Genomic DNA, 13848 nt, shown 5'->3' with positions numbered 1-13848 from the left:
TCGTACGCGGGACTTCGATAAAGAAGGAGATGCGTTAGAAAATGGCTGATTTTCAAGTGATTAACGAGCTGCCTATCCAGGATAAAGCGGTTGCCTTCACGTTCGACGACGGCCCCAATCCGCTGTACACCCCGCAGGTTTTGGAGATTCTAAGGGAGGTACAGGGCAAAGCAACGTTCTTTATGATCGGCACACAGATGGAGAAAAGCCCGGAAACCGCCAAGGCTGTGCACGAGCAAGGCCATGAGATCGGTAACCATACGTACACGCACCCGCACTTGCCGGATCTTCCCCCGGAGGAATGCCGCCGGGAACTACAGCTGACGGAGGATTTGATCGAGCAGGTCACCGGCGCGAAACCGAAGGTCTTCCGCCCGCCTTACCTCGCGACCTCCGAGGAAGTGGCCGCCATCACCGCCGGTGAATTCGGCTATCCCGCGATTGGGGCGGTGAATGGCGCGGCGATGGACTGGGAGATGCCCGGCGTGGCGCACATTGTGGAGAAGACGCGGGAGCAGGTCCGCCCGGGCAGCATCCTGCTGTTCCACGACGGCTTCGACGACCGTTCCCAAACCGTGGAAGCCGTGCGCATCCTGGCCGCCGAACTAACGGCCGCCGGATACCGGCTGGTGACGGTCAGCGAGCTGCTGACGTTAAGCAGAGCTGCGTTGGAATAAGGCAAAAGGCCAAAAGGAACCTCACGAATGAGGCGGTCTTTTTGGCCTTTTTTCTGTTCGGATGTATAACGAAATGTAAAAGTGCAGGCGAATCTTGTCGAATGTACCTTGTATCGGTGGATGAAATGCAAAAGTACAGTTCATTTAACCGCCTAGGGCCCATTTTTCTTCAAAACCCGCTTACTCAACTGCATTTTTACACTTAATCTCGCAGAAAAGCCGATTTTCCTCAAAATGAACTGCACTTTTGCAGTTAGTCTATAAGCAAGGGACAGTGGGGCGGTAGTAAGTTAGCAACCACCCATGACCTCCCTCGCTTCACGACCCGTAGTACACCTCCGCCTGATGCTCAAACAACTGCAGCTGCTCGCGGACGCGCACCACCTCGCCGACGACGATCAGCGCCGGATTGCTTAGCTTCACGGCGGCGGCCAGCTTGTGCATGTCGTCCAAGGTACAAGTGAACGTGCGCTGCCGGCAGGTCGTACCGCGTTCGATCAACGCCACCGGCGTTGAAGCCGACTTGCCATGGCGGAGCAACTCCTCGCGGATGGCGCCGATTTGGCTGACGCCCATGTAGATCGCCAGCGTGTCGACGCTATGCGCCAGCAGGTCCCAGCGGATCGGCGTCTGATCGCCGTGGCAGCGGCTGCCGGTCACACAGGCGAACGAGGCGGCCGCCCCGCGATGCGTCAGCGGCACGCCGGCGGAAGCCGCCGCGCCCAGCGCTGATGTGATGCCGGGAATCACCTCATAGGGGATTCCCGCAGCGGCCAGCGCCAGCGCCTCCTCCCCGCCGCGCCCGAAGACGAACGGGTCGCCGCCCTTCAGGCGCACGACCCGCTTCCCGTCCATGGCGTAGCGGATCAGCCAGCGCTCGATTTCCTCCTGCGGCATCGCATGGCGTCCCGGCGCCTTGCCGACGTACACCAGCTCCGCGAACGGCCCGGCGTATGCCAGCAGCTCTTCACTGACGAGGCGGTCGTACAACACGACCTCGGCTTCCCGCAGCCGGTTCATCGCCTTGACCGTGATCAACTCGGGGTCGCCGGGTCCCGCTCCGATAATACTTACCATCCCGGGGTGCTTCATAGGCGTTCCCCTGCCACGGACAACGCGCGGCCATCCGGCTCAGCCATTTCCGTTCCTGCAACCTGCGCGGCTACTCCGCGCCGCAAGCTGCCTTTTTGCGCCACATACAGCATCAAACCGGTGAACACGACGCCGCCCAGGAAGTTGCCGATCAAGACAGGAATTTGGTTCCATAGCCACCAGTCGGCCATACTGACGTCCGCTCCCAGCATCATGCCAGCCGGGATGACGAACATATTCACGACCGCATGCTCGAACCCTTGTGCAAAAAAGATCAGGATCGGCAACCACATCGCTGCGATTTTGCCTGCCGTCGACTTCGAGGTCATCGCCATCACCACGCCCAGCGTAACCATCCAGTTACACAGAACAGCCTTGATGGTGACCAGCGCGAGACCGCTGCCGCCCATCTGCTTGTAAGCCAGCGTCTTCGCTTCGCTCGTCTGGATCAACATCTGCACAAGCGGGTGGGACAGGTCCGTGCCCATTTTCGTAATCGTCAGCCCATAGAGAACAGCATACACAGCACAGCCGATGAGATGCCCGAGGATCACCCATCCAAAGCTGGACAACATCCGCCCCGGCGAAGCCTGCCGTTCCATCACAGCCAGCGGGATCAAGGCGAAGCTGCCAGTGACAAGCTCCAGGCCCAACAGGACAATCATCACAAAGCCAACCGGGAAAATCACCGCCCCCACGATCCCCAGCGAGGTCTGTTGCGTCGCGGTAAACGCCAAGGTGGTGGCGAACGCCAGGATCGCTCCGCCCAAAAATCCTTTGACCAGCAGCTGCAGAATGCTGAGGTTGGCTTTATTTTTCCCGGTCTCAATCATGCTCCCTAGTACTTCTCCTGGTTTGACGTAATCCATGGTTCGTCCACTCCTTTATTCGCACTGCGATTCTCTATACGCTCTATACGCCCTATACGCTACAGTGAAATATATATAGCTCCGGTCGCTTCATCCACTTCGATCTCATAGACCGTGACCTCCCCATGGTCGGGCTCTTGGACACGTCCGCTCCGCAGATTGATCTTCCAATCGTGCAGGGGACAGTGCACGGCTGCACCGCACACCATCCCTTCTGACAACTTGCCGCCTTTGTGCGGACAGCGGTTTTCAATGGCGTGAACACTGCCGTCGCTGAGGCGGAAAATCGCAACCTCCTTCCCCTCAACAAACACCGTACGTGAACCAAGCCGATCAATGTCGTCCAACCGTGCCACTTGAATTTTAGTTATCATGGTATCTGCCCCCCAAAAAAGATCAAGAATTTTGCAGTTGTACGTCTCGCAGCGGTTCGAAGTTTTTACGCAGCTCCTGGTTTTCAATAATTTCTTTCCACGGGTCTGTCGTCCGGCTTAAGGTGTCCTGAATCCGCTCAGCCAGTGCTTTCCGTTCATCGGCTTGCTCCAACACTGCCTTGATGGCGTCCAATCCTACCCGCTCAACCCACTGCGCTGTCCGTTCGTTCCAGCTGGCTTGCTCACGGTAATGCTGCAAGAACGCTGCGGTCCATTCGACCACTTCATCTTCGGTCTTCACTACGCAGAGCAAATCTGCCGCCCGAACCTTCACACCGCCGTTACCGCCCACATAGATCTCCCAACCGCCGTCGATAGCCACAACGCCAAGGTCCTTAATCGTGGCTTCGGCGCAGTTCCGCGGGCAACCCGATACCGCCAGTTTAACCTTGCCGGGGGTGTTCAGGCGTTCAAACGTTTTTTCCAGCTGAATGCCCATGCTAATGGAATCTTGGGTCCCGAACCGGCAGAACGTGGAGCCGACGCAGGTCTTCACCGTCCGCAGCGCCTTGCCGTACGCATGACCGGACGGCATATCGAGCTCCTCCCACATTTTCGGCAAATCTTCCTTCTTTACGCCCAGCAGGTCAAGCCGCTGTCCGCCGGTGAACTTCACCATCGGCACTTGGTATTTCTCGGCAACCGCCGCAATTCGCTTGAGTTCAGCCGGTGAGGTTACACCGCCGTAAATCCGAGGCACCACAGAGAACGTTCCGTCCTTTTGAATGTTGGCATGGTAACGTTCGTTGGCGAAGCGGGATTCTTTCTCATCCACATACTCAGCCGGCCACAGCATCCCCAGGTAGTAGTTCAACGCCGGGCGGCACTTCGAGCAGCCCTCCGGCTCGCGCCATTCCAGCACGTTCATCACCTCGCGCACACTCTTGAGCCCCATCTCCTTGATGCTGGCGACGATCTCGTCGCGGCCCAGAGGGGTACAGCCGCAGATGCCTTCCTTCACCGCTTTGACATCGCCTTCTGCATATAGATGCAGCAGTCCCTCGACCAGCGGTTTGCAGCCGCCGCAGGAGCCGGACGCCTTCGTGCACGCTTTGATCTCGCCGACGCTGGAGCAGCCGCCCTTCACCGCTTCGACGATGGTGCCTTTGGTGACGCCGTTACAGCCGCAGATGATTTCGTCGTCCGCCATTGCGGCCAACCGGGCATTCGGGGACGAGGCCCCTGCCCCGGCTTGACCCGGAGTAAACCCAAGCAGCAGCTCCTTCTCTTTCCCGGCTACGGATTCTCCGCTTTTGATCTTGGCAAATAACGATGGGCCGTCCGTTGTGTCGCCGAACAGTACCGCGCCGATGAGCCGATCGTCTTGCAGGACGATTTTACGGTACGTGCCCTCCAGTTCGTCTTGAATGCGCAGCGAGCGCGTGCCTGGCGCATCATTGAAATATCCCGCAGAAAAAACATCTACTCCCGACACCTTCAGCTTCGTCGAAGTGACGGATCCTTCGTACGCGGCGGTTTCGACACCAGCCAGCCGCTTGGCCAATACACTGCCTTGCTCATAGAGCGGGGCCACCAGCCCGTAGGCGATGCCGCGATGCTCAGCGCATTCCCCAACGGCATAAACCCCCGGTGCGCTGGTTTCAAGATAATCGTTGACGATAATGCCTCGCGCCACATTAAGGCCTGCCTCTTTTGCCAATTCAATGTTTGGTTTGATGCCGACGGCCATCACAACGAGGTCCGCTTCCAATCGGCTTCCGTCTGCAAATTCCAGCCCCTCGGCCCGCCGTCCGCCGTAAATGCTGGCTGTTTGCTTTTGCATGAGGAACTTCATGCCTTGCGCTTCCAGCTCATGTTGCAGCATCCGCGATGCCGGCTCGTCGAGCTGACGCTCCATCAAGTAAGGATGGATATGCACGACGGTGACGTCCATGCCGAGATTAAGCAACCCGCGGGCCGCTTCCAGGCCTAAGAGACCGCCGCCGATCACCGCAGCTTTTTTATGTTTGCGGGAGGCCTCCATCATCAGCTCGCAGTCCTTGATATTGCGGAACCCGATGACGCCATCCTTGCGTGCCCCGGGAATCGGTAAGATAAATGGATTGGAGCCCGTGGCCAAAATCAATGCGTCGTATTCTGCTTCTACCCCGGAGGCCGATACGACCTTGCGCTTATCGGTATCGAGCCGAACAACCTCATCGCCCAGATGGAGGTTGATGTGATTTTCCTCGTACCAGGCCAAATCGTTAATTACAATCTCCTTCATGTCTGCCCCGCCAGCCAACACCGAAGACAGCATAATCCGATTGTAGTTCGGATACGGCTCTGCACCGAAGACCGTAATCTCGTACGCCTCCGGAGCCAGCTTCAGCACATGCTCCACCGTGCGGATTCCCGCCATCCCGTTACCGACCAGCACCATCTTTTTCTTTTGGTTCATCTCCATCTCCCCTTTTCCCAAATTACCACGAAAACACAAAAAGCCTGCTTCGCCCCTAGAGACACGCAGCTACACCACGTGATTTCTACGGATTGCGAAGACAGGCTCCATTGCCGCTTCTAGCGGGCACCCCATTGTACCCGGCATGATTACGATCGAATTTTTGAATAAACAAATTTGAATCAAGTGTTGAGTTGACATTAACTATAAAGGAGGTTGGAGGTTATGTCAATATACATTACATAAAATTGTGTGATTAAAATTTTTATGTTAGTTTTCATTACATTTGTATTGATTTTTCAGAAAAAAGGCGAGAAAATACATTTATCCTTTAAAATTTGAAATGTGATGTAAGGTTTTCTTTCCTCGCTGCAATTTCGCAGTTGCAGTTGTTGAAGTTATTCGTGTATCTCGATCCTTTATGACTTTAAAGCTAAACACCGCTTGGATTATGAAACAGATCGTTATGGATAGGAGGGATCCCTCTCGATGCGCTTCTTATTGGTCATTCGCGAAGCCGGTTTACCCGGGACTGCCTCGACAGATCCCCTGAAGTCTTTGCCCTTGGCTGATCCCGAAACCTTCCTCAAAACGAGCGGGTATCAAGTCTTCGCCTCCTGTCAGGAGCCGCAAATTCGCAAGCGGATCAAGGAGGTTGACGCTGCGGTGCTGGATATGCCGCTTGAGGGGATGCAGCGCTGGGGCAACACGCTGCTCAAGTGGAAGCCACTCCCGCTCCTCTGGTGGTGTAGCCCCGAGACGGCAAGCTCCTCATTGGAGGCATGTGAGACAGAGGTCCCCGTTGACGGCCTGCTCTCCCCGTCCATGACGGCATCGGAGCTGCATTGGGCGCTGCATTTCAGCGCTAGGCATTTTTTTGAGAGGCAAACCTGGCAGAATGAACGGGCGCAATTGGTCTCCCGGCTGGAGGAACGGAAGTGGATCGACATGGCCAAGAGTATCTTGTGCGACGTGAACAAAGTGTCCGAAGCCGAGGCTTACGACATGCTGCGCAAGCGGGCGATGAATGAACGGAAACGGATGGTGGATGTGGCGACTTCGGTCGTCAAAGCCCATCAGCAATTAAAATTTTGAACCGATCTTACAAACAAAGGGGGGCTCCCGATGACGATGACAGAAATCCTGAAGGAAGTAGGACGAGGCAAAAGAGGCGCCCGTGACTTGACCTATGAGGAAGCAACCGAAGCCGCCGAATTGATGATCAGCGGCCAAGCGACTCCGGCGCAGATTGGCGCCTTCTTTATGGCACAGCGGATCAAGCTGGAGAGCGTGGCGGAACTGAAAGCATTTGTGACCGTCTTTCGCAAACATGCCCGTCGCTCGCCGATTCCTCAGGGACTCGACTGTGCCGGACCTTATGACGGCCGCACCACCTCCTTTATGGCGACGTTTGCCACCTCCTTTCTGCTGGCTTCAGGAGGTTTACCCGTCACGCTGCACGGCACCCCGTCGCTCCCGCCCAAGTGGGGCGTGACCCTGACCGATCTGCTTGACGAGTTGGGCGTGGACAGCCGCTTGATGGAGTGGGCGCCGGCAGCCCGCCCGGCAGACTTCTCCGGCGTCCGGTTCGTGCCGTCTGAGGTCTGGTGCCCGCCGCTGGAGAAGCTTCGTCCGATCCGCGAAGAGCTGGGTCTGCGGACGATCTTGAATACGATCGAGAAGCTGCTGGACTTCAGCGATTCGCCTTATTTGGTGTATGGTGTATACCATAATACTGTGTTCGACCGGATGGCCCAGCTCATCGAGCAGCTGGATTACCGGAAAGCGTTGATCGTCCAAGGGGCACAAGGCTCAGAGGACCTGTTTATCGATCGGCCGACCCGCACCTATGTGGTGGGCAACGGTGAAGCGAAGCTGAACATTATCGATCCGGAAACGTACGGGCTGGACACCCCGCTGCCCGAAGAAGACGATACCGCCTGGAACGCAGCCAAACAGCTGCACGTTACCGAACAGGTGCTGCAAGGGCAAGCGCACCCGGCTTACGTAAACCAGGTGCTGCTGAACGGAGCGGTTCGCCTGGAGCTCGCCGGGCGCGTCGATTCGATCGAAGAGGGCATTTACACCTGCAAGGCCCTTCTGGACGACGGCAGTCCATGGGCGACTTACTGCAGTTGGCGCGACACGCTGCGCTTGGAGCAATCGGCCGCCGCAGAACGCGCAAAAGCCCCCCATCAAGCCTGATTTCAAGGCGAATGATGGGAGGCTTTCTCGAATCATTCACCTTATTCCCGGGAATCACGCCAATTTGATGGCCACGCTCGGTGAATAAGGGGATTTCGCTTTAATACGCCCCGCGGATATGCTGCGCAACTTCGTTTTGGTAGAAGTTGGCCAGCCGCTCTAACTCTTCCTTGCTGAAGGAAGGCACGTCGATCGCGCCGAGGTTGTCCTCGACCTGACGCACGTTGCGGAAGCCCGGGATCACGCAGGAAACTTCCGGCTGGTCTAGAATCCAGCGCATCGCCGCGCGGGCCATGTCCCCGCGTCCTTCGGCGATCCAGCGGAGCTGGGCCGCCAGCTCAACACCTTTAACGAACGGCAAGCCAGCAAACGTCTCACCGACGTTGAACTGCTCGCCGTTCGCGTTAAAGTTGCGGTGATCGTCGGCCGCAAATGTCGTGTCCGGCGTGAATTTACCGGTCAACAGGCCGCTGGCCAACGGAAGCCGCACAAGGATGCCTACACCGGCTTCGTGTGCCTTCGGCAGCAGCTCTGCGAGCGGCTTCTGACGGAACAGGTTCAGGATGACCTGCAGCGCCTTAACTCCCGGCACTCCTAGGCAGAACAGCCCTTCCTCCACCGTCTCTACGCTTACGCCGTAGTGGCGGATTTTCCCCTCTTGTTGCAGCTTGTCCAACACCTCAAAGACCCGGCCGTCCTTCAACACAGCCAACGGCGGGCAGTGGATCTGATACAGGTCGATACGCTCGCGCTCTAACCGTTTGAGGCTGGCTTCGCAATAAGCCCGTACCCGCGCTTCGGAATACGTCTCCAGGTCATGAATATCGCCGGCCCGGCAAAATTTGGTCGCGATATAGATTTCGTCTTCCTTCCCCTTGGTCGCTTTGGCGAGCAATTGTTCCGCATGTCCGTCACCATAGACATCCGCCGTATCAAAGAAGTTAACGCCTTCTCCAATCGCTTTATCCAATCCCTTTAGGGCTTCATCATCATTCGTGTTGCCCCAGCTTCCGCCGATGGCCCAAGTGCCGAAGCTCACTTCGCTGACTTGAAGACCCGTGTTTCCAAGCTCCCGATATTTCATCGAATTTCCCTCCTAAGGTTCGATAGGTCCAGATTCTGAACAGGTTCTGTATACTTCAAAAGAGGCCCTTCCAACCAGAAGGGCCTCTCTCATTTTACACCGAAAACGCTAGCAGAATAAAGCGTTTTCCTTATATCGTTGCTTTCCCTGTATGCGTACCGTTATGCTCGTTGCTCCGCAGCCAATGCCGCCACACGGTGATAAGCTGCCTTCGGCTGGTGCTGGGCGTCGAACAGAAACGGCCAGTTCTTCCGGCCGCGCACCGGAAAATTGTCCAGCCAGGTATAATCATCCGCTGCTCCCCAGAAGGTAACGCCGCTAATGACGTCACGATACTCCAGCAACAGCCGGAACACGGCTTCATAACGCTCGGCCTGTTGCTCCAGCATCCCCGGCTCTGGCGCGGTCAAATCGGTTCGCCGGTCATCGAAGCGGAACATCGAGATATCCAGCTCCGTCAGCTGCAGCTGCAAACCCAGCGAAGCATACTTCTCAATCGCTGCCTTAATCTCATCCAACGATGGATCGTACAGGTTCCAGTGCGCTTGTAATCCGATGCCATGGATCGGCACCCCTTGCTCCAGCAGCGAATGAACGAGTGTGTAAATTTTATCGCGTTTCAGAGGATTCGATTCGTTGTAGTCGTTATAAAACAACAGCGCCTGTGGATCCGCCTCATGTGCATACTCGAACGCTTTAGCGATAAATTCAGGTCCCGCGATTTCCGTCCATTTGGAAGTGCGCAGCAGCGCCTCCCCTTCGTCCGCGATGACCTCGTTGACGACGTCCCAGGCGTAGATCTCGTTCTTGTACCGGCCTACTATGGTATGAATATGCTCCCGAAGCCTGCCGAGCAGCACTTCCTTGCTAACCGCCGCGCCTTGGCGATCCTGGAACAACCAGTCAGACGTCTGATTATGCCACACCAGTGTATGCCCCCGCATGGCCATGCCGTGCTCTCGGGCGAAATTAACCAGCCGATCCGCGTCCTCGAAGGTATAGGTCTGTTCCTTAGGATGCACGCTGACGAACTTCATCTCGTTCTCCGCAGTCAGGCTGTTGAAGTGATACGCCAGCAATGCCTTCTGCGTCCGGATCGTCGTCGGATTGACCGCCGCTCCAATTTTGAAGTCCGCCGCAAACAGTTCCTTTAATGCCGGTACGGAATGGAACGTTGGATTCATGAAGATTCCTCCTCTGCCACGCTTGGGAAAATACTCGTACGAACGGTTCACGAAATAAAACAACTATTCTTTAACGCTCCCAACATTCAGGCCAACCACGAAATATTTCTGCATGAAAGGATATACGAGCAGAATTGGAACGGATGCCACCACGGTAACCGCAGCCCGAATCGATAACGGTGTAACCATGGAAGCCGCCGTATCCTGGGTCATGCCCGCCCCGTTAGCCACCGCCGGATTGCTGTTGGCATTCATGCTGGAAGAGAGCAATTTCATCAACTCATATTGCATTGTGCTGAGCTCTTGTCTCGAAGACGTGTACAGGAACGCATCAAACCAGGAGTTCCACGCGCCGACAGCCACAAACAACGCAATCGTCGCTAATACCGGTTTGCACAGCGGGAAGATGATGGTCCAGAAGATTTTGAAGTCTCCTGCCCCGTCAATTCTCGCCGACTCCACCAAGCTTTCGGGAATGGTGCCGATATACGTCCGGATGACAATCAGGTTAAATGCGCTGATCATCGTAGGAACGACATAAACCCAAAACGTGTTGATCAGATGTAAATCCTTCATCAGGAAGTACCCGGGAATCAACCCCGCATTAAAATACATCGTAAGCACGAAAATCAACGTAATTGGCTTGCGGAACACGTATTCCCTTCGGCTCAATGTATAGGCGAGCATCGTTGTCAGGAAGATGTTCAGAATCGTAGATAACACCGTTCTCGCCACCGAGATCAGGAAAGCATCGTAAATCGTGCCGGAAACAAAAATCGCCTTATAGTTCTGCAGCGTAAATTGTCTCGGCCATAGGTAGAGTCCTCCGCGAATCGTATCATTCCCCGCGTTAAGCGATACCACAATCGTGTTCAGAAACGGATACAGCGTCACGACGACGAGAAAGATCATGAAGATCGTATTCAGCGTATGGAAAATCACCGGCTCCACCTTGCCGCGTCCGACCCGACGTGGCAAAGCAGCTGCAGATACTCGCTCTGGGGTAATGGATTGGTTTGCCATCTCTATAACAGCCTCTCTTCCCCTAGTCGTTTGGCGGTCCAGTTTGCAAGGAGCAGCATGGTTACGCTAACGACCGTTTTGAAGATCCCGCCGGCGGTTGCCAGGGAGTAGTTGCCTTGGGCAATCCCGTATTTCAGCACGAAGATATCAATCGTCTCTGCCCAGTCCACCACCAGACCGTTCCCGAGCAGGTATTGCACCTCGAAGCCGGCTTCCAGGATATGTCCGATGGACATAATCAGCAGAATGACAATCGTTGGCTTAATGCCGGGAAGCGTGACATGCAACATCTTCCGGTATCGGCTGGCTCCGTCGATATCCGCAGCTTCGTATAATGACGGGTCAATCGCCGCCATCGCCGCCAAATAAATGATCGTGTTCCAGCCAACCTCTTTCCAGACATGAGAGGCACCAACGACGCCCCAGAAATACTTGCCTTCACTAAGCCATAGAATCGGCTCCTTGATCAGATGCAGCCGCATCAGAACATCGTTGATAATGCCATCGGAAGCAAGGGAAGTCGCAACAATCCCTGTGACGATGATCCAGGATAGAAAGTGCGGAAGATACGAGATCGTTTGAACCGTTCTTTTCCAGAAAATGTTCTTGATTTCATTCAGCAGCAAGGCCAGAGCGATTGCGGTGACAAAGCCCAGCACCAGGTTGATGATACTCATCCCCAACGTATTGCGCAGCACCCGAAGGAAGCTGTCGTCCGTAAACAGGAACTTGAACTGCTTGAACCCGACCCATTCCTGCTGACCAAAGCTTCTTGCCGGCTTGTAATTTTGAAACGCCATCGTCCAGCCCCACACCGGGACATAAGCAAACAATATAATATAAGCCAATAACGGAACCGACATGAAGATCAACTGCCGTTGACTCTTGATCAGGGACCAGGTTATTTGCTGTTGTTTTCGTCTTTTCGCTTTCGGGACGGCGTGTTTGTCCATTAAGGTCTCATCCATATTTTGTTCTCCCCACAAAGCCTAAGATTTCGAAGAATGGAAGGCTTAGATGCCTTCCATTCTTCGATTGAATCCCTGGATTATTTCACGGACCAGTTGTCAATTCTCCATTGCAACACTTCGTTAATGCGGTCTTCGTAAGCTTTAATGTTGAGCTTGCGGATTTCTCCCACGTATTCATCCCATACCTTATCGAAATCAGCCGGGTCGGCCAAAATCGCTCTAGGCAGATACTTCGTAGACAAATCATTCTGCTTGGTGTTCACTACCTTGGCTTCCGAACCTTCCACTAAGTCAACCGACCATGCCGGATAAGAAACTTCGTTTTCCGGTGCTGGTGTAAAGAAGTCAACATAGCTGTTATATCCATAAGCGGCCAAGAATTTTTTATCGTACTCTTCCAGCCCTGCTTGGTATTCTTCAGGTTGGGCTGCCGCATCGGTAGCATTCCCATCGCTGAAATACCCTTCCATTTTCGGACTGAATTTGTGCAACGTATCCGCTTTGTTCGCCAGTTTCCAAGTCGCATCCGTAAACTTGTCGCGTTGCTCTTGGGTTTTCATGAAGCGGCCTTCTTCGGTAACAATGTAGTCTTCGCCTTCAATCCCCCAAGACATGATTTTTTGCCAATCTTCCTGGATCAGGCGATCCCAGAATTTAAGAATTTTGATCGCCTTATCTTCCCCAGCATTTACGCTGATCCCAAAGCCATTGTTCAGGTTCAGTGCCGGGCGATCCAGATAATGGTCTGTAATGCTTGTATCGTAAACCAGCGGCAAGCCGACATAGGTTCTTTCATGCTTCTTCGCCGTAATTAACACATTCTCGGCATCTTGGAAGTTCCAGTGCTGGTCAAAAAATCCGAGCACCGTACCGCTGGAAATTTTCGCTTGATACTGGTCATAGTTTTGTGTAAATGTCTCTTTATCGATCAGACCTAAGGCATTCATTTCATTCAGCTTCTTGTAGTACCGTTTAGCATAATCCTTGTCGGCGAAAATCTCCGCTTTGCCGTCCTTCACGACAACGCCGCCGTCATTCGGGTGTCCGATCAGATGCTGCGGCGCATTAAACAGTCCCCAGTTTCTCCAGTCATAGTTCAGAATTTCGAAACCAATCGTTGGGCTGCCATCGATCGTTGGGTGTTTCTCCTTGTACTTGATGAGCAGATCAAAATATTCATCAAGCGTTTTGACTTGAGGATATCCTGCCTCCTCCAGCACAGCCTTTTGGATCCAGAAAGCCGGACCCGAATACCAAGTTGTGCTGACTTCCCCGTTATAGGCCCCGTAGTTTGGCAGGATGTAAATATGACCGTCATTCGGGTCCTTCATCATGTTCCAATATTTCTCATAGTGCTTCTTCAAATTCGGTGCATGTTCTTCAATCAGATCTTCCAAAGGGATATAAGCCCCTGCTGCCGTCAACTTCGTATTGCCGGTCATAATATCGGGATAATCGGAGCCTGCGATCATAACGCCAAGCTTCTGGTCAATGTCCCCGGCAAGAAATTCAAATTTGAATGTGACGCCCAGCTCATCTTTAATCTTCTTGTAAATCTTGTTGTCCGGCGTCGGCTGTTGGCCGGCTTCCCCGATAAACGCGGTGATTTCAAGCGGTTCGACTTTATCTCCGGCATTGTTCCCTGTAGTCCCCGTATTGCCGGTGTTGGTTTCGGCTGTGGTAGTTTTGTTACCGCCGCCACATCCCGCTAGGATGACGCTGAGCGATAACAGCAGGATAACGCTGAGCCGGAGCATTGATTTGGTCTTGCCCCCCATGTAAAGCACCTCCGTAATGATTTGTTGATGTTTAAGCTATTTTGTAAGCCCTTTCATCAACTTATCTTTAATTCTAAGAGCGCTACCCAGCCACAACTAGTTCACAATTAAAGGTTCCATATTCAAAATT

12 protein-coding genes are annotated in these 13848 nt (G+C 54.3%); 3 read left to right on the top strand and 9 right to left on the bottom strand.

All coding sequences use genetic code 11. The annotated features are described in order from the left end of the window. Positions 1 to 41: 41 nt before the first annotated feature. A complete protein-coding gene (locus PBA01S_RS02355) occupies positions 42 to 677 on the top strand; it encodes a polysaccharide deacetylase family protein (protein WP_127575226.1) in 636 nt (211 codons plus the stop codon). Positions 678 to 995: 318 nt separating this feature from the next. Here PBA01S_RS02355 and cobA read toward each other — a convergent pair whose 3' ends face one another. The 4 genes from cobA to nirB are packed head-to-tail and all read right to left on the bottom strand — an operon-like array spanning position 996 to position 5473. Beyond that, on the bottom strand, positions 996 to 1769 hold the full coding sequence (gene cobA / locus PBA01S_RS02350; RefSeq protein WP_127575225.1) for a uroporphyrinogen-III C-methyltransferase: 774 nt from the start codon (positions 1767 to 1769) through the stop codon (positions 996 to 998). After that, positions 1766 to 2638, bottom strand: a complete 873-nt coding sequence (locus PBA01S_RS02345) for a formate/nitrite transporter family protein (RefSeq protein ID WP_028540337.1) — start codon at positions 2636 to 2638, stop codon at positions 1766 to 1768. The genes cobA and PBA01S_RS02345 overlap by 4 nt, the downstream gene beginning before the upstream one ends. A 59-nt stretch (positions 2639 to 2697) precedes the next feature. Further along, positions 2698 to 3012 carry a nitrite reductase small subunit NirD gene (nirD, locus tag PBA01S_RS02340; protein ID WP_174844452.1) on the bottom strand — a complete coding sequence of 105 codons (315 nt, stop codon included), beginning with the start codon at positions 3010 to 3012 and terminating at the stop codon, positions 2698 to 2700. A 22-nt stretch (positions 3013 to 3034) separates the two neighbouring features. Beyond that, positions 3035 to 5473, bottom strand: a complete 2439-nt coding sequence (gene nirB / locus PBA01S_RS02335; protein ID WP_127575224.1) for a nitrite reductase large subunit NirB — start codon at positions 5471 to 5473, stop codon at positions 3035 to 3037. Positions 5474 to 5962: 489 nt separating this feature from the next. Here nirB and PBA01S_RS02330 point away from each other — a divergent pair, with 489 nt between their 5' ends. Together PBA01S_RS02330 and PBA01S_RS02325 are read left to right on the top strand one after the other, a co-directional pair. After that, positions 5963 to 6568, top strand: coding sequence for an ANTAR domain-containing response regulator (locus PBA01S_RS02330; RefSeq protein ID WP_028540340.1), 606 nt, complete (start codon positions 5963 to 5965; stop codon positions 6566 to 6568). 30 nt (positions 6569 to 6598) lie between these two features. Beyond that, the gene (locus PBA01S_RS02325) at positions 6599 to 7678 is read left to right on the top strand and encodes an anthranilate phosphoribosyltransferase (RefSeq protein ID WP_009223579.1); all 1080 of its coding nucleotides are present in this window, start codon (positions 6599 to 6601) and stop codon (positions 7676 to 7678) included. Between the two features lie 100 nt (positions 7679 to 7778). On the opposite strand, the gene PBA01S_RS02320 is transcribed toward PBA01S_RS02325, so the two are convergent. From PBA01S_RS02320 to PBA01S_RS02300, 5 genes are all read right to left on the bottom strand, one after another. Further along, complete coding sequence (locus tag PBA01S_RS02320; RefSeq protein WP_016314317.1) at positions 7779 to 8762, bottom strand: aldo/keto reductase; 984 nt, start codon at positions 8760 to 8762, stop codon at positions 7779 to 7781. Between the two features lie 161 nt (positions 8763 to 8923). Further along, positions 8924 to 9946: an endo-1,4-beta-xylanase gene (locus PBA01S_RS02315; RefSeq protein ID WP_127575223.1), complete on the bottom strand. Its 1023-nt coding sequence runs from the start codon at positions 9944 to 9946 to the stop codon at positions 8924 to 8926. 63 nt (positions 9947 to 10009) lie between these two features. Continuing rightward, a complete protein-coding gene (locus PBA01S_RS02310) occupies positions 10010 to 10969 on the bottom strand; it encodes a carbohydrate ABC transporter permease (RefSeq protein WP_009223576.1) in 960 nt (319 codons plus the stop codon). 2 nt (positions 10970 to 10971) lie between these two features. After that, positions 10972 to 11937: an ABC transporter permease gene (locus PBA01S_RS02305; protein ID WP_009223575.1), complete on the bottom strand. Its 966-nt coding sequence runs from the start codon at positions 11935 to 11937 to the stop codon at positions 10972 to 10974. Positions 11938 to 12017: 80 nt separating this feature from the next. Beyond that, positions 12018 to 13718 (bottom strand): type 2 periplasmic-binding domain-containing protein, encoded by a 1701-nt coding sequence (locus tag PBA01S_RS02300; protein WP_016314319.1) that lies wholly within the window; start codon positions 13716 to 13718, stop codon positions 12018 to 12020. Between the last annotated feature and the right edge of the window lie 130 nt (positions 13719 to 13848).

Source organism: Paenibacillus barengoltzii NBRC 101215, from assembly GCF_004000745.1.
Taxonomy (GTDB): Bacteria; Bacillota; Bacilli; order Paenibacillales; family Paenibacillaceae; genus Fontibacillus; species Fontibacillus barengoltzii.
Note: the sequence above shows the minus strand (reverse complement) of the source record. Positions and strands in the feature narration are given on the sequence as shown.